Here is a 20,255-nt window from a genome sequence, read left to right on the forward strand (position 1 = left end):
TGGCCCCGTGTCAGCTATCGGCCTTGGTGCGAGCGTGGCACGGGTTTCATAGCGCCTCGCCCCCTTCATTGAGCACGTTCAGATACGCGTCGTACACGAAGACGCGGTTGCGGCGTTGGCCGGTAAGTTCGCGGGCGATGCCCATCTCGACGAGTGTCAGCATGGCCTTTGACGCGGTGGGGAAGCTGATGCCGGCGCTTTGGCCGATCTGGCGAAGGCTGGACAGGGGGCGCTGTCGCAGGGTGTCGAGCACGCGCAGGACATTTTGCGCTCCGCGCCCGACCGCCTGGACGCGCCGCGTATCGTGCTGAAACAGGTCCACCAGCCGGCGGGCGGTGTGCACGGCCTCGTGGGCGGTGTGCTCGACGCCTTCGAGGAAGAAGTCCACCCAGGCTTCCCAGTCACCGTCCGTGCGCACACGATCGAGCAACTCGTAATACAGGGCGCGGTGCTGCTTGAAGTACAGGCTCAGGTAGAGCAGTGGCTGGGTGAGGGCGCCACCGTCGTGCAGCAGCAGGGCGATCAGCAAACGCCCGAGACGACCATTGCCATCGAGAAAGGGGTGGATGGTCGCGAACTGGACATGCGCCAGCGCCGCCTTCAGGAGCACGGGAAGTTCGGCATAGTCGGCCTGTGCGCCGTGAATGAAGCGTTCCAGCGCCGACATGCAGGGCTCGACCTCCTGCGGGGGAGGCGGCACGAAGCGGGCATTGCCGGGCCGCGTGCCGCCGATCCAGTTCTGGGTTCGACGAAACTCACCCGGCGTCTTGTCGGCACCACGTCCGCGCGCCATCAAATGGGCATGCATTTCGCGCAACAGCCGATTGCACAGGGGAAAGCCCTCGCGCAGGCGTTGCATTCCGTGTTCCAGGGCTGCGACGTAGTTGGACACTTCGACCACGTCGTCGAAGGGCACGCCGGGCAGTTCGTCCAGTTCGAACAGCAGCAGATCGGAAAGGGAAGACTGCGTGCCCTCTATCTGTGACGAAAGTACGGCCTCGCGTCGCACATAGGCGTACAGGAAAAGTTGCGGGTCGGGCAGTAGCAGCGTGACGCTGTCGAGGCGGCCCAGTGCCAGCGTGGCTTTCTCCATCGCCGTCTGCCGTTTCCCGCCGAGGTCCAGCGAAGGGATGGGCGGCAGCGGATCGGGAACGAACGCACGGACGGTTTCACCCCCGGCCAGGCTGGTCGCGTAGTGGCCGGTCACATCACGATGCATGGCGAGCCTTCCTTGAATAAGGTCTCACGCTATTAAAGCAGAACGGCGTTTCGTTTAATAGTGTTCACGGCCGGCTGTATCCGCCATCTGTTTTTTCGTCGGCTCATGAGCGCGTTGAGGGCGGGCGCGAAATGGTTCGGGGCGCCGACAGCTTGCACCTTTACTGATCCACATCATTTGGCCGCCCTCGTCGCTCGCATACGATGCCGGCATCGAGTCGGGTCTGCCTGCATTGCACGCTGTCACCACGCTCGATGGCGTTCCAGGACGCAGCGCATTCGCCGCAGTAAACCGCTGCTCAATACTATTTGTCGGGAGTTAGAAAGATGGTTCGTGGTTCCACGAGAAGCAGCCTGGTGGCAACGATTCTTTGTCTGGGCCTGCTCACACTGTCAGGCTGCGCTTCGGTGCCGATGGCTTCGAAAGAGCAGGAGGCCGCGACCAAGGCCTTCGCGCCGCCGCCGCCGGACAAATCCGCGCTCTACGTCTTCCGCAACAGCTTCGTCGGCAAGGCCTTGAAGAAACTGGTATCGGTGGACGGACAGCCGCTCGGCCAGACCGCGAACCAGGTCTACTTCTACAAGGAGATCGCGCCGGGCGAGCATGTGATCTCGACCGAATCCGAGTTTGGCGACAATTCGGTGACTTTCCAGGCGGAAGGCGGCAAGAACTATTTCGCCCGCCAGTACATCAAGATGGGCGTCTTCGTCGGCGGGGCCGGTGTTGAAATGGTCTCGGAGGAGGAGGGGATGAAAGAGGTCCTCCAGTGCGAACTGGCGCAGCCGTTCACCCAGTCGGCCGCGAAGTAAGCGCTGCTCTCAGTCGCCCTGCCCTCGCGAGCTTCGAGCGGGCGGGGCGAATGAGCGGCTTCAGCCGACAAACATTTCACCCCATGTGATGAAATCGGCTTATCACCGCATGGTCTTTGGCATACGATTCCGGCATCGACATATTTTGCAACATTCATACGCGGCTCATGCCCCACGATCACGCAGTCATCATGCGATTGCACCTGAACGCCCTCCAGGATGTTCATGCGGCCCGTGATGGTAGCGAAGCGCGGCAGCGCGCGGGATGGGTGAAAGGCTTTCCGCTGCTTGCCTCCGTCGAGCCGAAGCCCTGACATGGCAAGGATCATCCCCAGTCTCAACAAACACATCCTTGCCCGCATGACTTCGGGCGAACGGCGCGTCGCCCAGACGCTCGCCGCATTGCTCGAAGACGATTACCTCGTCTGGTACGACATCCCGGTGGCCAAGCGTCGGCGCTATCCGGATTTCATCATCCTGCATCCCTCGCGCGGCCTGCTGTTTCTCGAGATCAAGGACTGGAAGCCGGAAACGCTCAAGCGCCTGAACAAGAGCGAGGTCACCCTGCACACCGAGCGCGGCCAGGTCATCGAAGCCCACCCGCTGGAGCAGGCCCGCCAGTACGCCTACGAAGTCATCGCCCTGCTGTCGCGCGACCCGCAACTGTGCCACCAGTCCGGCCCGCACCAGGGCAAGCTGGTCATGCCTTACGGCTGGGGCGTGGTGCTGACCAACATCACGCGCAAGCAGATCGCCGCCTCGATGCCGGAAGAAAGTCGCGACATCCTGCTGCCCGACCACCTGATGATCTACAAGGGCGAATTCTCCGAGACCGCCGACCCCGAAGCCTTCCAGCAACGGCTGTGGGACATGTTCACCTACCGCTTCGGCCAACCCCTGAGCCTGCCGCAGATCGACCGCATCCGCTGGCACCTCTTCCCCGAAGTGCGCATCGACGCGCCGCAGCAGACCGAGCTCTTCGCCGACCCGCTGCAGGCCGCGGGCGAGATCGACGAAACGCTGCCCGACGTCATCCGCATCATGGACATCCAGCAGGAGCAACTCGCGCGCAGTCTGGGCGACGGCCATCGCGTCATCCACGGCGTCGCCGGCTCGGGCAAGACCATGATCCTGGGCTACCGCTGCCTGTACCTGGCGCAGACCCTGCAAAAGCCCATTCTAGTGCTGTGCTTCAACATTACCCTGGCCGCCCGCCTGCGCGCCTTCATCTCGGCCAAGGGCATCGGGCCGCAGGTGCAGGTCTATCACTTTCACGACTGGTGCGGACAGCAGCTCAAGACCTATAGCGTCGACCTGCCCGAAGGCGAGGCGCCGCGCTTCGAGCGCCAGGTGAGCACGGTCATCCAGGCGGTGGAACAGGGCTTCATCCCGCGCGCCCAGTACGGCGCGGTGCTGATCGACGAAGGCCACGACATGCACGCCGACTGGCTGACGCTGGTGGTGCAGATGGTCGACCCCGAAAGCAATTCCCTGCTGCTGCTCTACGACGACGCCCAATCCATCTACAAGAGGAAGGCCGGGCTCGGATTCACCCTGTCGAGCGTCGGCATCCAGGCCCAGGGCCGCACTTCCATCCTGCGACTTAACTACCGCAACACCCGGGAAATCCTCGGCTTTGCCTACGGCTTCGCCCGCCACTATCTCGACCCGCTGCAGTCGGACGACGACCACATCCCCCTGATCGAGCCCGAGGCCGCCGGCCTCAGCGGCCCCGCCCCGGTCGCCAAACGCCTGCACTCCTTCGCCGAAGAACTCGATTTCACCTGCGCCTGCATCAACAAGTGGCGCGGCAACGGTGTGGCGCTGAAAGACATCGCCGTTCTGTACGCCAACAATACCCAAGGCGCCCAACTGAGCCGGCGACTGAAGGAAGACGGCGTACCCCACCAGTGGCTGGGCAGTCGTGTCCAGAAGATGGCCTATGACGCCGAAAGCGATGCGCTCACGCTGCTGACCATCCATAGCAGCAAGGGCCTGGAGTTCGAGCGCGTGATCATGATCGGGATCGGGCAGATGGAGGACGAAGGCGAGCAAGGGCTGCAATCGGCACGCTTGCTGTATGTGGGGATGACGCGGGCGCGGCGGTATCTGCTGTTGGCGAGTTCGGGGGAGAACGAGTTGAGTCGGCGGATTGTGGATATTGACGGGATTGGGGGTGGTGATCAGCGGGGTGCCGGTAAACGCGCTGCGGGTGGCGTTGGGAAAAGCCTCGAACAGGTTGTCGCCGAGGTCGGAGCTTTGCGTCCGGTGCGCCTCGTCGATCAGCAGGATGATGGCGTCGCCCGCTGCGGAGGCTGAATCGCAGTCGCCGCTGCAGCGGGAGTGGCCGCCGCTGCGGCTGATTCAGGGCAAGGACCTGCCGCAGGCGACGGCGGATTTTGCCGCCGACCTCGGCAAGCTGCTCCTTTCAGCCGGCGTCTCCGCGACGCCGAGCCCTTCTTCGGTGGGCTGAGGGCAGCAGCTGCCCGTCTGCACCGCGCTGGCTACTGCGACATGCCACCCGGGAGGTCGTGGTTCGTTCGGCACCAGCCCGCAGGCTCGCGCCGAACGAAGTTCCGCTGCTTACTTCAGGTCGAAGCGATCGAGGTTCATGACCTTGGTCCAGGCCGCGACGAAGTCGCGCACGAACTTCGCTTTCGCGTCTTCCTGCGCATAGACTTCTGCCAGCGCACGCAGTTGCGAGTTGGAACCGAAGATCAGATCCACGCGGGTGCCGGTCCATTTGACTTCACCGCTTTGACGGTCGCACCCTTCGAAGCGCTCGCCGGTATCCGAGGTCGGCTTCCAGATCGTGCCCATGTCGAGCAGATTCACGAAGAAATCGTTGCTCAGGGTCTGGGGCTGCGTGGTGAACACGCCGTGCTGCGCGCCCCCCGCGTTGGCGCCAAGCACGCGCAGGCCGCCGACAAGCACCGTCATTTCCGGGGCGCTCAGCCCCAGGAGCTGGGCCCTGTCCACCAGCATGGCTTCGGCAGGCACGGTGTAGGCGGTCTTCTGGTAGTTGCGGAAACCATCGGCTTCGGGCTCCAGCACGGCGAATGAGGCCACGTCGGTCTGCGCTTGCGAAGCGTCGGTGCGGCCAGGGGTGAAGGGCACGTCCACCGCATGACCACCGGCCTTGGCAGCCGCTTCAACCGCTGCGCAGCCGGCCAGTACGACCAGGTCGGCGATCGAGACTATCTTTCCGCCCGTCTGCGCCGCGTTGAAGGTGTTCCGGATCCCTTCGAGGGTGGCCAGCACCTTGGCCAGTTGGGCGGGCTGGTTTACGGCCCAGTCCTTCTGCGGCGCCAGGCGGATGCGCGCGCCGTTGGCACCGCCGCGCATGTCCGAACCGCGGAAGGTCGAGGCCGAGGCCCAGGCGGTGGAGACCAGTTCGGCAATCGTCAGGCCCGAAGCCAGCACCCCGGCCTTGAGGTCGGCAATGTCGGTGGCCTCGATCAGCGGGTGGTCGAGCGCAGGAACCGGATCCTGCCAGATCAGGTCTTCGGCCGGGACTTCCGGTCCCAGATAGCGGGCCTTCGGCCCCATGTCGCGGTGAGTGAGCTTGAACCAGGCGCGGGCAAACGCGTCGGCGAAGGCCTGCGGGTCCTTGTGGAAGCGACGGGCAATGGGCTCGTAGATCGGGTCGAAACGCAGCGACAGGTCGGCCGTGGTCATCATCGGCGGGTGCTTTTTCGACGGGTCGTGGGCGTCGGGAATCATGTCTTCCGGTTTGACGTTCTTTGCCACCCACTGGTGGGCGCCGGCGGGGCTCTTGGTCAGCTCCCACTCGTAGCCGAACAGCGTGTCGAAGTAGCCGTTGTCCCACCTGGTCGGGTTGGGTTTCCATGCGCCTTCGATGCCGCTGGTGGTCGTGTCGCCGCCCTTGCCGGTGCCGAAGCGGTTGATCCAGCCCAGCCCCTGGGTTTCGATGGGGGCGCCTTCCGGCTCGGGGCCGACAAGAGCCGGGTCGCCCGCACCGTGGGCCTTGCCGAAGGTGTGGCCCCCGGCGGTGAGCGCTACCGTCTCTTCATCGTTCATTGCCATGCGGGCGAAGGTCTCGCGCACGTCGCGGCCCGAGGCCACGGGGTCGGGGTTGCCGTCCGGGCCTTCGGGGTTCACGTAGATCAGGCCCATCTGTACGGCGGCCAGGGGGTTCTCCAGTTCCCGGTTGCCGGAGTATCGGCTGTTGGGCTTGTCGCTGGTGGCCAGCCATTCCGCCTCGGCACCCCAGTAGATGTCCTCTTCGGCCTGCCAGATGTCTGCGCGGCCACCGCCGAAGCCAAAGGTCTTGAAGCCCATGGATTCCATGGCGCAGTTGCCGGCCAGAATCATCAGGTCGGCCCACGAGATCCTGTTGCCGTACTTCTGCTTGATCGGCCACAGCAGGCGGCGCGCCTTGTCCAGGTTGCCGTTGTCGGGCCAGCTGTTGATCGGCGCAAAGCGCTGGTTGCCGGTTCCGGCGCCGCCACGGCCGTCAGCCGTGCGGTAGGTGCCTGCGCTGTGCCAGGCCATACGGATGAACAGACCGCCATAGTGGCCCCAGTCGGCGGGCCACCAGTCTTGCGAGCTTGTCATCAGTGCATACAAATCCTTCTTCAGCGCGGCCAGGTCGAGCTTCTTGAATTCCTCGGCGTAGTCGAAGTCTGCGCCCAGCGGGCTGGACGCCGGCGCATGCTGGTGCAGGATGTTCAGGCTCAACTGCTGCGGCCACCAGTCACGATTCGACCGGGCTCTGGCTGTTGCGCTCACCGCGTGATGTCCTGCAAAGGGGCACTTGCTTTCGTTGCTCATGGTCGTCTCCAGTGGTCTCGGTTGTACGCTATGTAGTCACCATAGCGGCACCGTAGGTCCAGTTCCAACGAATTAAAACCATTGAGAACATAGTTCAATCATATCGGCTTGTCCGTGGCTTAACCGGTTGTGGCTATCGAGAAGAAAACGTGAGGTGGGTAGACGTGCTTTCCGAGCATGCGCTCGGCTTGCGGGGGCATCTGCGCAAGTCGTTGAGGTCGCGCCGGAGACGGTCGGACCGAAGACAGGACAGGCTGTTTCATCATGACAATGCCTTCATGGAGCTTTCAAATGTCATCAGGCGGAAATGGCAGCTGGCTGTCGTTAGATAGGCAAACGCCAATCATCCACTTCGGCCGACGACAAGGTATTTGCCACGATGCGACATCGTAGCCCTCGTGCACCGCCTACAGTTCGTCCAGCCCCTCATGCACCCGCTCCGCCACCCGTAGCCGATTCCCCGCCTGAATCTCCGGCCTCCGCGCCAGCGCCGACACCAGCAGATTCAACACGCTCATCGCCGCCGCATACGAATCGAACTGCGCCGACCCGCGCGTTTCGCACGCAATCCGCCAGGTCGCGTCGATCTCCGTCGCCGGCGTGGCCGCATCGGTCAGCACCAGCACCGGTATCGCCGCCTTCTTCGCATGTTTGGCGATCTGCGCCACCACCGGCACGCGGCGGCGGAAGGCGAGGATGACGATGATGTCGTCGGCGGTGAAGTTGGCGAGGTCCTCGCCTATGGTCTGGCCGGGCTGGGGGAGGAGGGCGACATGATCCTTGAGCAGCACCAGCTGGCGGGCGAAGTATTGGGCCAGGGCGTGGCTGTTGCGGTAGCCGATGACGGCGACGCGGCGCGCACGGGCCAGCGTGGAGACGGCGGGCTCGATGACGCCGGCGGCGAGGCGCTCGAAGGTGAGCGCGAGGTTTTCCATGTCGCGGCGCAGGTGTTCGCCAAAGGCTTCTTCGGAAGCGGCGGCCAGGTTGGGCGCGGCCTGGAAGGTGGGGGCGCCCCAGCGCTGGGCTTCGCGCGCTTCGCGGCGGGCGTCGGCGAATCCGTCGTAGCCCACGCGCTGGATGAAGCGGGTGACGGCGGCCTTGGAGCTGCCGGCGATCTCGGCCAGTTCGGTGGCGGAGTGGGTGGCGAGCAGCGCCGGCTGGGCGGTGAGGAGTTCGGCCAGTTTGCGCTCGGAGTCGGGCAGGGTTTCGGTGAGCGCCTCGATGCGTTCGTCGATGGGTTTGAAGCGTTTGGCGGGTTTCGGCGGCATCGTGGGGGCGGGCGCGTTGTGGGGGTGGTCAGGCCGGAAGTACCGGCCCCTTGGTGTCGACGATCAGGCGGTAGGTTTCGGGTTCGCGGTGCAGGCCGAAGTTGAATACATTGTCCTTGAGCTCGCGGCAGCGGTCGAGGTCGCAGGTGGCGGTGATGAGTTCGTCTTCGACGGTGGAGCACATGGCGACGATCTCGCCGGTGGGGGCGATGATGCAGCTCTGGCCGAGGAGGTCGCAGTCTTCTTCCTTGCCGGCCTTGGCGATGCCGACGATCCACATGCCGTTCTGGTAGGCACCGGCCTGCAGCACGAGGTGATTGTGAAAGCCCTGCAGGTGGTCGTGCTCGGGCACCGGTGGGTAGTGGATGGGGGTGTTGTAGCCGATGAAGGCCATTTCCACGCCCTGCAGGCCGAGCACACGATAGGTTTCGGGCCAGCGGCGGTCGTTGCAAAGGGCCATGCCGAGGATGGCTTCGTGCTCGCCGACGCGCGTGCGCCAGGCGCCGAAGCCGAGGTTGCCGCGCTCGAAGTAGCGCTTTTCCAGATGCTGGAAGGGGCGCCAGGCTTCGTGCTCGCGGTGGCCGGGCAGGTGCACTTTGCGGTACTTGCCGACGATGGCGCCGGTCTTGTCCACCAGGATGGCAGTGTTGTAGTGGTGCGGGCCGTCGGCTTCCTGCGCCAGTTCGGCGTAGCCGAGGTAGAAGCCGATACCGAGCTTCTTCGCTTCCTCGAACAGCGGCAGGGTGGCGGGGCCGGGCATTTCGCACTCGAACCAGGTGTCGATCTCGGCCTGCTCCTCGAAGTACCAGCGCGGAAAGAAGGTGGTGAGCGCGAGCTCGGGGAAGGCGACGGTGTCGCAGCCCCGGGCCCTGGCTTCGCGCATCAGCTCGATCATGCGGGCGACGACCCGGGCGCGGGTTTCGTTGCGGGCGATGGGGCCGAGCTGGGCTGCGGCGACGAGGGTTTTGCGGGTCATGCGGGGGCTCCTGCCGGTGGGGTGGCGCCGGCCAGTTCGCACAGGACGGCGAGCAGTACGTTGGCTCCGGCTTCGATGTGTTCGGGTCGGGTGTATTCGCGCACGTTGTGGCTGATGCCATCGACGCTGGGGACGAAGATCATCGCCGTCGGACACACTGCGGCCAGCATCTGCGCGTCGTGGCCGGCGCCACTGGGCATGCGCCGGGTGCTCAGGCCCAGCGCGCGGGCGTGGTGTTCGATGCGCTCGGTCATCTCCGGCGCAAAGGGCACCGGGGCGAAGCGGGCGAGCGTGCGGGTGGCGATGTCCACCTTCTCGGCGTCGCGCAGCGCTTCCAGATGGGCGGCGAGGCGCGCCTCGGCCAGTTGTAGGCGGGCTTCATCGGTGTTGCGCAGGTCCACGGTGAGCACGGCGCGGTTGGGCACGACGTTCACCAGGTTGGGAAAGAACTCGATGCGGCCGACGGTGGCGACCTGGTCGCCGCCCAGCTCCTGCGCCAGTTCGCGCACGAAGTTGATGATCGAGCCGGCGGCCCAGCCGGCGTCGCGGCGCAGCGTCATCGGCGTGGTGCCGGCGTGGTTGGAGGTGCCGAGGATTTCGATCTCGGTCCACGAGATGCCCTGCACCGATTCGACCACGCCGATCTGCGTGCCCTCGCGGTCGAGCACCGGGCCTTGTTCCACATGCAGTTCGACGAAGGCGCGCGGTGCGGCGGCCGGCACCGGCGCGGGGCCGGCGTAGCCGATGCGCTGCAGCTCGTCGCCCACGCTGGCGCCGTCGATGCCGCGGATGGATAGCGCTTCAGTCAAGGGCAGCGCGCCGGTGTAGACCAGGCTGCCCATCATGTCAGGGGCGAAGCGGGCGCCTTCCTCGTTGGTGAAGAAGGCCACCGCCAGCGAGTGTTCGGTGACGATGCCGGCGTCGTTGAGGGTGGCGACGACTTCCAGCCCGGCGAGCACGCCGTAGTTGCCGTCGAAACGGCCGCCGGTGCGTACGGTGTCGATGTGCGAGCCGGTCATCACCGCCGGGCCGGCGCTGCGCCCGGCGCGCACGCCGACGACGTTGCCGATGGCGTCGATGCTCACCGACAGGCCCAGTTCGCGCATCCAGCCGCAGACGAGGTCGCGGCCGGCGCGGTCGGCATCGGTCAGCGCGAGCCGGGCGCAGCCGCCGCCGTCGATGGCGCCGACTTCGGCGAGCTGGGCAATGCGCTGCTGCAGGCGTTCGTTGTTGATGTGCAGATCGGGGTAGGTCATGGGGCGCACCTGCGGGTGTGCTGGACCGGCGGGGACGAAACCCATCCCCCTCCCAGCCTCCCCCTTGAAGGGGGAGGAGATGTCCGTCGGGCTGGCACTGACGACTCCCTCCCCTTCAAGGGGGCTGAGCAGGGAATTCGGCGAGCATCGCTCGCCGCCTGCGGAGCGGCGGAGCGCAGCGGAGACTCCCGGGCAGGGGTGGGGATGGGTTCCGTGCGTCCGGGCAAAGACTGAATCCGCGGTCGGTGGCACATAAGGGGGCTCAGCCGTCTCATGCTGCTCTTCCTTCCACCACTTCAGCGACACGCCCGACCAGTTGTTCGTACAGCGCCGGGTCGGTGGCGCCTTCGCTGCCGAAGAGCAGCACCCGGCTGTCGGCGCTCAGGCCGAGCGCGGCCGCGGCATGGGGGCGGGCGGCAGCCATCAGCATGCCGGCCAGCCCGGCCACGGCGGATTCGCCGGCAGCAATCGGGGTGTCGCCGTAGGGTGCGTCGGCGAGCAGACGCATGCAGGCCACCGCGGCGGCGTCGGGGATGGTCAGGAAGTCGGCGGTGCCGGCTTCGAGCACCTCCCACGCGATCAGCGAGACTTCGCCGCAGGCCAGGCCCGCCATCAGGGTGTCGAGCTCGCCATGCACCGCGGTCGGGGTGCCGACCAGCGCCGACGCGTAGAGGCAGGCGGCCTTGTCCGGCTCGACCACGACGAAACGTCCGCGCGCGTCGCCGAGGCGTTCCCACAGCTGGGCACAGACCGCGGCGGCGAGCCCGCCGACCCCGCCCTGCACGAACACGTGGGTCGGCAAGAAGGCTTCGGGCCACTGACTCAGGGCCTCTTCGACCATCACCGAATAGCCCTGCATCACGTCGCGCGGCACGTCGGTGTAGCCGGGGTAGGAGGTGTCGGAGACGATGAACCAGCCGTTTTCCTTGGCGGCGAGGTCGGCCGCGCGCACCGCGTCGTCATAGTTGCCTTCGGTGCGGATGACTTCCGCGCCGTAGCGTGCGATCGCCGCGCGGCGGCCTTCGGACACGGTGGCGTGGATGTAGATGACGCACTTGCAGCCGAAGATCTGCGCGCCCCAGGCCACCGAGCGGCCGTGGTTGCCGTCGGTGGCGCAGGTGACGGTGATGTCGGCGACCACGTCCCTGAACTTGCCGTCGAGCAGTTCGCGGCTGCTTGCCTGGCGGTCGGTGCGGCGGGCGATCTCCTTCTTGAGCAGACGCAGCACGGCATAGGCACCGCCGAGCGCCTTGAAGCTGCCGAGGCCGAAGCGGCCGGCCTCGTGCTTGTAATGGATGGCAGCCACGCCGGCGGCTTTCGCCAGGCCGGGCAGGGCGACCAGCGGGGTGGGCGCATAGCCCGGCCAGTCGGCGATCTCGGCCATCGCCTCGGCGTGGGCGGCGAGGCTGAGGATGGGCTTGAGCGTGTCCGGGTAGGGGCCGGTCGCCGGCCGGCCGGCGCAGTGCGCCAGCGGCAGGACGGCCAGCTCGCCCGGGAGCGAGGTGGAGTTGAGCATGGGGGGGTCCGTTGTTGCCGCGGGGCCGTGCTTACTTGGCCGCTTCGCTGACGGCGTCCTGCAGTGCGCCGAGCATGTCTTCGCCTTCCTTGCCGAAGGTCTCGACGATGTAGGCCTTCACCGCAGGCTGGGTGGCGTCGCGGAAGGCGGCCTTTTCCTTCGGGGTCAGGGTGGTCACGGTCATGGTCTTGGCCAGCGTCGGCAGGCCCTTGGCCGAGGCCTCGATGATGCGGCTGATGCCACGGTTGGCCACGATCGCGCTCTTGGCCGCGTTACGCACCACGATCTGCTCTTCCGGCGTCAGGCTGTCGAAGAACTTGCGGTTGATCACCCACACGTAGGGGGCGAACAGGTGGTCGGTGAGGGTGATGTGCTTTTGCACTTCGTTGAACTTGGCCATGGTGATGATCGGAATCGGGTTCATCTGGCCGTCGGCCACGCCGGTCTGCAGTGCGGTGTAGACCTCGGCCCAGGCGATCGCCGCAGGCTGCCCGCCGAGGCTGGAGATCACACGCTTGTGCGATTCCAGCGTCTGGGTGCGGATCTTCAGGCCCTTGAGGTCGTCCGGGGTCTTGATCGCCTTCTTCGAGTTGGTGATCGCGAAGAAACCGCCCGAGTCGCCGAAGCCGAGCACTTCCATGCCGGTCTTGTTCTCGATGTCGGCGCCCAGCTTCTTGCCGAAGGGGCCGTCGAGCACGGTGTAGGTAGCGGAGATGTCGGGGAAGATGAAGGGCATGTCGAGCACGCCGATCATCGGGTAGGCGCTGGCGAAGCCGCCCACCGAGAACACGCCGGACTGGATCAGGCCGGCCTTGACCTGGCTCAGCACCTCGTTGTCCTTGCCGAGCTGGCCGTTGGGGAAGGTCTGCACCGTGACCGAGCCGCCGGTGCCGGCTTCGACCAGGTTCTTGAACACGGTGACCATGGCACCGGTGGTGCTCTCGAACGGGTCGTCCACGTTGAGGTGGTGCAGCTTGATCACCTTCTGGGCGTGGGCGGGGGCGACCGCGAAGGCGAGCGCGATGGCGGCGGAGGTGAGCAGGGTCTTCAGTTTCATGGCGGAGGCTCCAGGCTTAATTGACATAACCGAACAGGCGGGGGACGAACAGGGTGAGATCGGACCAGTAGGCGATCAGGAACAGGATCGCGACCTCGGCGAGCAGAAAGGGGGTGAGGGCGCGGGCGATGCGCTCCATGCGTTCGCCGGTGACCGAGCACAGCACGAACAGGCAGGCGCCCACCGGCGGGGTCATCAGCGAGATGTTGAGCGCGAGGATGATCATGATCCCGGCGTGCACCGGCTCGATGCCGACCGCCAGGGTCAGTGGCCCGAGCACCGGGGCGAGGATGATCAGCGCCGCGGTGATGTCGAGGAACATGCCGACGACCAGCAGCAGGATCAGGATCAGCGCGATCACGCCGGCGCGGCTGTCGGTGATCGACAGCATGGCGTGCGCGATCATCTGCGGGATCTGGTGGAAGGTCAGCCACCACGACAGGATCGAGGCCGCGGCGATGATCAGGAACACCGCGCCGGTGATGCGCGCGGTGCGGATCAGCATCACTCCGACCTGCTTCAGGTTGAGCGTGCGATACACCACGAAGCCGACGAACAGTGCATAGGCCACCGCGATCGAGGCGGCCTCGGTCGGCGTCACCACGCCGAGCAGGATGCCGCCGAGGATGATCGCCGGCATCGTGAGCCCGATCAGGCTGTCCTTGAAGCTCACCAGGATGGACATCAGGCTGGGCCGGCCTTCGCCTTTGGGCAGGCCGAGCTTCTTGCCCAGCGCGCCGATCACCGCCATACAGATGGCGCAGATCAGCAGCCCGGGCACGATGCCGGCGGCAAACAGGCCGGCGATCGACACCCCCATGATGGAGCCGTAGATCACCATCAGGTTCGAGGGCGGAATGGTCGGCCCGATGATCGAACCGGCGGCGGTCACCGCACAGGCGAACGGCTTGCTGTAGCCCTGCTTGACCATCGCCGGCACCAGGGTGTTGCCCATCGCCGCGGCGTCCGACACCGCGGCGCCGGTCATGCCGGCGAACAGCACCGAGGCCACCATGTTGGCGTGCGCCAGCCCGCCGCGCAGCCAGCCCACCAGGCTCAGCGCGAAGGCGACCAGGCGCTGGGTGATGCCGGATGCGTTCATCAGCTCGCCGGCGAGGATGAAGAACGGCATGGCCATGAAGGTGAACATGTCCAGGCCCTCGAAATAGCGCTTGGGCGCCATCGCCAGAAAGGACACGTCGCCGAGCTGGACCAGGCCGATGGCCCCGGCAATGCCGAGCACCACGCCGATCGGCACGCCGAGCAGCAGGAGACCGAAGAAGGTGAGGGCGACGATCCACATGACGGCGGCCTCAGTAGGGCACCGCGGCCGTTTCGGCGCGGGAAAGATTGGAAAAGTCGGTGACGAGGCGCACGCCGAACTGGAAGGCGGCGAGCGCCGAGGACACCGGTACCGCGGCAAAGGGCACTTCCATCGACAGCCCGAACAGGGTCGAGAACTGGCTGCGGCCCTCGATCGTCATGTCGATGCCGTAGATGCACATGAACACGAAGAAGCCCACGGTGACCGCGTCGGTCAGCAGTTTCAGCCCGCGCCGGGGGCCGGCGGGGAGCCGCCCGGACACGATGTCGAGCCCGACATGCTCGCGCCACCAGGCCGCGCACGACACCGCCAGCAGCGCCGCCCAGATCATCAGGTAGCGGGCCAGCTCCTCAGTCCAGCTGAAGCCGCCCTCGGTGAAGTAGCGGCCGCCGACCCCCAGCCACACCACGATCACCATCACCGCCACCAACCCGGCGCACAGCCACTCGACCACCCGGTTGACCTGGCGGCCGATGCATTCGATGCGCTGTGCGAGCGCGGTAAGGGCCATGGATGACTCCTGAATAGGGTGTGCGGTGAATTCTGCGCCGGTGAAGCGGCGCGGTGAATTCACTCTAAAACATAAATTTCAGAAGTGCAATGTTGAAATTATTGTTTCCAGTCTGGTGCATGGCGATGCTGCGGAGCACCATGGTTGTGCGTCGCAAGGCATTAATTAAAAGTGGAAAAATGTGTTGGCGGCACTGCGGTGCACAGCCCGCGCACTGAAGCGGGGCGCCCTCCGGGACAACCCACTTCCGGTCGCTACTCAGTCGGCCGGCCGCCGGTACCGGATCCACCCGCCGCGCCAGTATTACCCGCTGCGGCGGACTGAAGGCCGCCCTGCCACCGGTGCCGCTGGCTGCGTTGCTATCCACTTGCTTTCCAGCGTCGGTATCGGGGTGAGCAAAAATGTTTGCTATTTAATAGCGCGCTATGTATTATCCGGCCATGAACTCGGAAACACGCCCTGCCAGTGAAGCACCGAAATTGTCGTTGCGACTCGACGAGCAACTGTGCTTCTCGCTGTATGCCACCAACCTGGCAATGCACAAGCTCTACCGCAAGCTGCTGGGGCAGCTGGGGCTGACCTATCCGCAGTACCTGGTGATGATGGTGCTGTGGGAGCGTGACGATGTCATGGTCTCGGAGATCGGCGAACGGCTGTACCTGGATTCGGCCACGCTGACGCCGCTGCTCAAGCGGATGGAAGCGCAGGGGGTGCTGACCCGTGCCCGCGATGCCCGTGACGAGCGCCAGGTGATCATCCGCCTGACCGCGCAGGGGCGGGCCCTGCAGCAGCAGGCGGAGTCGGTGCCGGGTTCGGTATTTTGTGCGGCGGACTGCTCCGTCGATGAACTGGTGCAGATCAAGACCCAACTGGATCTGCTGCGCAGCCGCTTGGCGCGTAACGCGTGAGGACGCAAATGTGCAGATATCGAGCTGTTTCTTTGATATATAAGTAGTGCGCTATTAAATAGCGAAGTGTGCATGGTTCGGGTGGACCATTCCGCAACCGCCCAATGTTGTTTTCCATTTACTTCAAGGAGTCGTTGAGATGTCGATCGAAAAAGTGCTGTACCGTGCCCATGCCAAAGCCACCGGAGGTCGCGACGGCGCGGCGAAGTCGTCCGATGGCGTGCTGGACGTCAAGCTCACCACCCCACGCGAATTGGGCGGGGCGGGCGGCGCCGGTACCAACCCCGAGCAGCTGTTCGCCGCGGGCTATTCGGCCTGCTTCCTGGGCGCGCTGAAGTTCGTCGCCATGCGCGAAAAGGTCGCCCTGCCGGCCGACGTCGAGATCAATGGCAGCGTCGGCATCGGCGCCATCCCGACCGGCTTCGGCATCGAGGTGGACCTGCAGATCTCGCTGCCCGGGCTGGATCGTGAGATTGCACAGAAGCTGGTGGATGCGGCCCACATCGTGTGCCCGTACTCCAATGCAACGCGCGGCAACATCGACGTGCGCCTGAGCATCGTGTGAGTTACACCCCCGCGGCCCGCCCTGCCCGGTGAGCGGACGGGTCGTGAGGGTTTTGCATAGGGCTGCTCGGTCGGCCACCGGCGCCCGAATCGCCACCTGTGGCGGGTTGAAAGCCGCCCTGCGGCGCCGGTTCCGGGAAGGGGCACTTGACCCGGATAACAGCATCTAGGGCGATTGTGATTGCACCCGGTTCGAATGACGCGTTGCCTGGACGGAACGTGTTTACACCTTCGCGCTCGGTCGCGCGGCGATGCGGTCGCGCCAGGCCTGCAGGTTTGCCATGCCCTCAGCCGCCGGGCGGAGCTTCATCAGGCCACGGGCGAATTCGATGGCGCAGAAGGCAGTGATGTCGGCGATGGTGAAGCGTTCGCCGGCCACGAAGGGACGGCTGGCGAGTTCGGTGTCGAGCCAGCGCAGCACCTCGCGCACCTTTTCGCCCTGCGAACGGCCGAAGTCGGGGAACTGTGGCTGTTCCAGCGGCGCCAGCCCGGGGTGGGTGTGGCGGATGCAGTTGGCGATGCCGCCGAGCACGTACAACTCCATGCGCCGGTCGGCCATCTCGATGAAGGCACGCTCGTCGAAGTCGCTCCCCATCAGGTTGAGCTCGGGAAAGCGCCCCTCGAGCCAGGTGCAGATCGCCCGCGTCTCGCCCAGCACACGGCCGTCGTCGAGTTCCAGTACCGGCACCTTGGCGAGCGGGCTCTTGGCGCGGTAGGACTCGGTCCGGTGCTGGTCGCTGCCGATCTCGACCACGACTTCGTCGATGCCGGTGATGCCCTTCTCGGCGATGAACATCTGCACCCGGCGCGGACTTGGCGCCCGCGGCGATACGTATAGCTTCATCGGCTTTCCTTGCCGCTCGGGCTGAGGTGGCGCCTCATATCCCGGCCTGCCGGGACTGTCCCATTTCCACCATCTTGCGCGCGTCCTCGGCGAACTGCCGGGCCTTTTCGTCGTCGTCGGCGTCGTCGGCGAGGTCCACCTTCGACGGCGGAATCTCGATCCCGCGCTGTACCGCCGGCCGGGCGCGGATCTGGTCGCGCCAGCGCTTGAGGTGGGGCAGGTCGTCGAGGTCCACGCCCGACCAGCGATGGGTGCGCACCCAGGCCCAGTTGGCGATGTCGGCGATCGAGTAGGCGCCGGCAAGGTATTCGTGCTCGCGCAGACGACCGTCGAGCACACGGAACAAGCGTTTCGTTTCACCCTGGTAGCGATCGATGGCGGGCTGGAGCTTCTCCGGAAAGTAGCGGAAGAACACATTGGCCTGCCCCATCATCGGGCCGATGCCGCCCATCTGGAACATCAACCACTGCAGCACGCGCGATCGCCCCGTGGCGTCGACAGGCATCAGCTGCCCGGTCTTCTCGGCGAGATAGATCAGGATCGCGCCCGATTCGAACACCGCGAAGTCGCCCTCGTCGCGATCGACGATCGCCGGGATACGGCCGTTCGGGTTGATCTCGAGGAACCACGGCTGCTTCTGTTCGCTGTTTGCGAAGTCGAGCACACGCACCGCGTAGGGCAGCCCGAGTTCTTCAAGTGCAATCGAGATCTTGTGGCCGTTGGGCGTGGCCGCCGTGTACAGGTCGATCATGGTTCATCCCTCGTGTTCTCTTGTCTCAAGCCGCTCCACCGGGTGGGCCCCGGCGGCGGAAGCAATCAGCGGGTGCGGTATGCGGCGTGGCAGGCGACGCAGGTGCCGGTGAGACCGGGCAGCATGGCCATTGCCTGGTCGCGGTCGCCCGTGGCGGCGACCCGGGCGAACTCGCTCGCGGTCCGATGGCCTTCCATGCCCAGGCGGTGCATCGCCTGCGGCATCTGCGGACCGGGGCGTGCCTCGTATGGCAGGCGCGCGTTCTTGCCCATGGCGCTCTGGCCGAGCCGCGTTTCGGCCACGTCGCCGGCTTCCCGGACCTTGTTCTCGGCCATCAGCGACAGGATCTCGTTGAGCGCGATCAGGTTGTCGAGCATCTCCTGGCGCAGGGTTTCCCGGGCGGCGGGCGGCAGCGGTGCGAGGAGGCGGGTGTCCTCGGCCAGTGCGGGCATGGTGAGCAGTGCGGCGAGAAGGACGACCTTCTTCATGAATGGCCTCGCAGGAGTCGTGGAGACGGGGCGCGCCGCCTGCTTCTTGCATCCGGAATACCCGATGTGGAAGCTGGCGGCGCAGCCGACACTGCATCATAGACCGCGCGAAGCGCTTACACCTTGCGCAGGTAACAGGCCTTGAGCATGAAGTTGCCGGCGTCCATCTTGCAGTCCACCTCGTGGTCGCCGCCGACCAGACGGATGCTCTTGACCTTGGTGCCGACCTTGAGCGTGATCGACGAGCCCTTGACCTTGAGGTCCTTGATCAGCACGACGGCATCGCCGTTGGCCAGAACGTTGCCGTTGGCATCCTTGACCACCGCTTCGGCATCGTCGTCGGCGCCTGCGGCTTCGGCCATCGGCCACTCGAAGCCGCAGTCGGCGCACACGTAGTTGTCACCGTCGGGGTAGGTGTTCTCGAGGGTGCATTGGGGACAGGCGGGAATCGCGGACATTGCAGTGTTCCATGTTGATGAGCGGGATATTTTAAGCCGCCGGCCGACTCCTCCGCAGGAAATTCGCGCGCTGGCAGCGATGAACGAAGTCGCTTGCGGCCGGTCTGGAGCTGACATGGACGACAAGGGGAGAATCCCATGAGCGAATACGACTGTCTGGTGATCGGCGGCGGCAGCGGCGGCGTGGCCACCGCGCGGCGCGCGGCGGAGTATGGCGCACGCGTGCTGCTGGTGGAGGCGGCGCGACTCGGCGGTACCTGCGTCAATGTCGGCTGCGTGCCGAAAAAAGTCATGTGGTATGCCGCCGGCGTTGCCCAGGTGCTGCGCGATGCGCCCGCCTATGGCTTCAATGTGGGTGCCTGTGATTTCGACTGGGGCGCGTTGAGGGATGGGCGCGACGCCTACATCGCTCGCCTCAACGGAATCTACGCCGACATGCTGGATAAATCCGGCGTGACCGTCGTACGTGGCTTCGCGCGCTTCGTCGATGCGCACACGATCGAGGTCGACGGGCGCCACTACCGCGGCGCGCACATCGTCATCGCCGCCGGTGGGCATCCGGTGGTACCGGACATGCCGGGGGCCGAACTGGGCATCGATTCGGACGGGTTCTTCGCGCTGGCAGCGCAGCCGCGCCGGGTGGCGGTCGTCGGCGGGGGCTACATCGCGGTGGAACTGGGCGGGGTGTTCAACGCGCTGGGCAGCGAGGTCACCATGCTGGTGCGGGGGCCCCACCTGTTGCGGCCCTTCGACGGCATGATCCGTGACGAGTTGATGGCGCAGATGCAGGAGGACGGCGTGGCGCTGCGTCTGCATACGGAGGCGGCATCGATTGCCCGGGCGCCGGATGGCGCGCTGCAGATCCGCTGCAAGGACGGCAGCATGGTGGAGGCAGATGCGCTGGTGTGGGCGACCGGTCGCGCCGCCAATTCCCACGGTCTGAACCTGGCGGCGGCAGGGGTGGTGTCCAACGCCAACGGCGTGATCCCGACCGACGCCTTCCAGAACACCAATGTGCCCGGCATCTACGCCCTCGGTGACATCACCGGGCGGGCCGAGCTGACCCCGGTGGCGATCGCCGCCGGACGCAAACTGGCCGCCCGGCTGTTCCTCAACCAGCCCGACAGCCGGCTGGATTACGACACCCTCCCCTCGGTGGTTTTCAGCCACCCCGCGATCGGCACCGTCGGCCTGACCGAAGACGAGGCCCGCAAGCTCCATGCCGACGTCAAGATCTACGCCACCCGCTTCACCGCGATGGTGCACGCGCTGACCGAGCACCGGCCGAAGACCGCGATGAAGCTGGTATGCGTCGGCGCCGACGAACGCATCGTCGGCGCCCATGTGATCGGCGACGGCGCGGACGAGATGCTGCAGGGCTTTGCCGTCGCGGTGAAGATGGGCGCGACCAAGGCGGATTTCGATGCCACCGTGGCGATCCACCCCACCAGTGCGGAGGAGTTCGTCACCCTGCGCTGACGTGGCGGCCGCGGGCCGTGTTGCCCGTGCCGC

The 20,255-nt window shown here is 65.8% G+C and carries 18 protein-coding genes and 2 pseudogenes; 6 read left to right on the forward strand and 14 right to left on the reverse strand.

Annotated features, from left to right (window positions below):
• Positions 1-46: 46 nt before the first annotated feature.
• Positions 47-1,219: a Fic family protein gene (locus AC3A35_RS13490; protein WP_487436640.1), complete on the reverse strand. Its 1,173-nt coding sequence runs from the start codon at positions 1,217-1,219 to the stop codon at positions 47-49.
• Positions 1,220-1,632: 413 nt separating this feature from the next.
• Between AC3A35_RS13490 and AC3A35_RS13495 the strand changes: the two genes are divergently transcribed.
• Positions 1,633-2,028 (forward strand): DUF2846 domain-containing protein, encoded by a 396-nt coding sequence (locus tag AC3A35_RS13495; RefSeq protein WP_487436909.1) that lies wholly within the window; start codon positions 1,633-1,635, stop codon positions 2,026-2,028.
• 360 nt (positions 2,029-2,388) lie between these two features.
• Positions 2,389-4,137: pseudogene (locus AC3A35_RS13500) on the forward strand (DEAD/DEAH box helicase); the annotation flags it as partial.
• Between the two features lie 126 nt (positions 4,138-4,263).
• On the opposite strand, the pseudogene AC3A35_RS13505 reads toward AC3A35_RS13500, so the two are convergent.
• Positions 4,264-4,323 (reverse strand): annotated as a pseudogene (locus tag AC3A35_RS13505) (hypothetical protein); the annotation flags it as partial.
• On the opposite strand from AC3A35_RS13505, the gene AC3A35_RS13510 reads away from it, so the two are divergent.
• The gene (locus AC3A35_RS13510) at positions 4,319-4,501 is read left to right on the forward strand and encodes a hypothetical protein (RefSeq protein ID WP_487436642.1); all 183 of its coding nucleotides are present in this window, start codon (positions 4,319-4,321) and stop codon (positions 4,499-4,501) included. The pseudogene AC3A35_RS13505 and the gene AC3A35_RS13510 overlap by 5 nt on opposite strands.
• A gap of 110 nt (positions 4,502-4,611) precedes the next feature.
• Here the strand turns inward: AC3A35_RS13510 and katG are convergent, their stop codons facing one another.
• The 8 genes from katG to AC3A35_RS13550 all read right to left on the reverse strand — a co-directional run bounded on the left by katG (position 4,612) and on the right by AC3A35_RS13550 (position 14,730).
• The gene (katG, locus tag AC3A35_RS13515) at positions 4,612-6,822 is read right to left on the reverse strand and encodes a catalase/peroxidase HPI (RefSeq protein ID WP_487436643.1); all 2,211 of its coding nucleotides are present in this window, start codon (positions 6,820-6,822) and stop codon (positions 4,612-4,614) included.
• 407 nt (positions 6,823-7,229) lie between these two features.
• The gene (locus AC3A35_RS13520; protein ID WP_487436645.1) at positions 7,230-8,090 is read right to left on the reverse strand and encodes a MurR/RpiR family transcriptional regulator; all 861 of its coding nucleotides are present in this window, start codon (positions 8,088-8,090) and stop codon (positions 7,230-7,232) included.
• Positions 8,091-8,118: 28 nt separating this feature from the next.
• Positions 8,119-9,066, reverse strand: a complete 948-nt coding sequence (locus AC3A35_RS13525; protein ID WP_487436646.1) for an N-carbamoyl-D-amino-acid hydrolase — start codon at positions 9,064-9,066, stop codon at positions 8,119-8,121.
• Entirely contained in the window at positions 9,063-10,322 is a 1,260-nt protein-coding gene (locus AC3A35_RS13530; RefSeq protein WP_487436647.1) for a Zn-dependent hydrolase, read from the reverse strand. Before AC3A35_RS13530 ends, AC3A35_RS13525 begins: the two co-directional genes overlap by 4 nt.
• Before the next feature lie 271 nt (positions 10,323-10,593).
• Positions 10,594-11,838 carry a diaminopropionate ammonia-lyase gene (locus tag AC3A35_RS13535; protein WP_487436648.1) on the reverse strand — a complete coding sequence of 415 codons (1,245 nt, stop codon included), beginning with the start codon at positions 11,836-11,838 and terminating at the stop codon, positions 10,594-10,596.
• Positions 11,839-11,869: 31 nt separating this feature from the next.
• Positions 11,870-12,895 carry a TRAP transporter substrate-binding protein gene (locus AC3A35_RS13540; protein WP_487436649.1) on the reverse strand — a complete coding sequence of 342 codons (1,026 nt, stop codon included), beginning with the start codon at positions 12,893-12,895 and terminating at the stop codon, positions 11,870-11,872.
• A 16-nt stretch (positions 12,896-12,911) separates the two neighbouring features.
• Positions 12,912-14,198 carry a TRAP transporter large permease gene (locus AC3A35_RS13545; protein WP_487436650.1) on the reverse strand — a complete coding sequence of 429 codons (1,287 nt, stop codon included), beginning with the start codon at positions 14,196-14,198 and terminating at the stop codon, positions 12,912-12,914.
• Positions 14,199-14,208: 10 nt separating this feature from the next.
• On the reverse strand, positions 14,209-14,730 hold the full coding sequence (locus AC3A35_RS13550; protein WP_487436651.1) for a TRAP transporter small permease: 522 nt from the start codon (positions 14,728-14,730) through the stop codon (positions 14,209-14,211).
• Positions 14,731-15,209: 479 nt separating this feature from the next.
• On the opposite strand from AC3A35_RS13550, the gene AC3A35_RS13555 reads away from it, so the two are divergent.
• A complete protein-coding gene (locus tag AC3A35_RS13555) occupies positions 15,210-15,638 on the forward strand; it encodes a MarR family winged helix-turn-helix transcriptional regulator (protein ID WP_487436652.1) in 429 nt (142 codons plus the stop codon).
• Between the two features lie 139 nt (positions 15,639-15,777).
• Positions 15,778-16,203 (forward strand): organic hydroperoxide resistance protein, encoded by a 426-nt coding sequence (locus tag AC3A35_RS13560; RefSeq protein ID WP_487436653.1) that lies wholly within the window; start codon positions 15,778-15,780, stop codon positions 16,201-16,203.
• A gap of 222 nt (positions 16,204-16,425) precedes the next feature.
• Here AC3A35_RS13560 and AC3A35_RS13565 read toward each other — a convergent pair whose 3' ends face one another.
• The 4 genes from AC3A35_RS13565 to AC3A35_RS13580 all read right to left on the reverse strand — a co-directional run bounded on the left by AC3A35_RS13565 (position 16,426) and on the right by AC3A35_RS13580 (position 18,743).
• A complete protein-coding gene (locus AC3A35_RS13565) occupies positions 16,426-17,046 on the reverse strand; it encodes a glutathione S-transferase family protein (RefSeq protein ID WP_487436654.1) in 621 nt (206 codons plus the stop codon).
• A gap of 34 nt (positions 17,047-17,080) precedes the next feature.
• Positions 17,081-17,797 carry a glutathione S-transferase family protein gene (locus tag AC3A35_RS13570; protein ID WP_487436655.1) on the reverse strand — a complete coding sequence of 239 codons (717 nt, stop codon included), beginning with the start codon at positions 17,795-17,797 and terminating at the stop codon, positions 17,081-17,083.
• 65 nt (positions 17,798-17,862) lie between these two features.
• Positions 17,863-18,285, reverse strand: coding sequence for a cytochrome C (locus AC3A35_RS13575; RefSeq protein WP_487436657.1), 423 nt, complete (start codon positions 18,283-18,285; stop codon positions 17,863-17,865).
• 116 nt (positions 18,286-18,401) lie between these two features.
• A complete protein-coding gene (locus tag AC3A35_RS13580; protein WP_487436658.1) occupies positions 18,402-18,743 on the reverse strand; it encodes a zinc ribbon domain-containing protein YjdM in 342 nt (113 codons plus the stop codon).
• A 138-nt stretch (positions 18,744-18,881) separates the two neighbouring features.
• Here AC3A35_RS13580 and gorA point away from each other — a divergent pair, with 138 nt between their 5' ends.
• Entirely contained in the window at positions 18,882-20,222 is a 1,341-nt protein-coding gene (gene gorA / locus AC3A35_RS13585) for a glutathione-disulfide reductase (protein ID WP_487436659.1), read from the forward strand.
• Positions 20,223-20,255: the final 33 nt, after the last annotated feature.

It is taken from the genome of Azoarcus sp. Soil_N_20 (assembly GCF_057656155.1).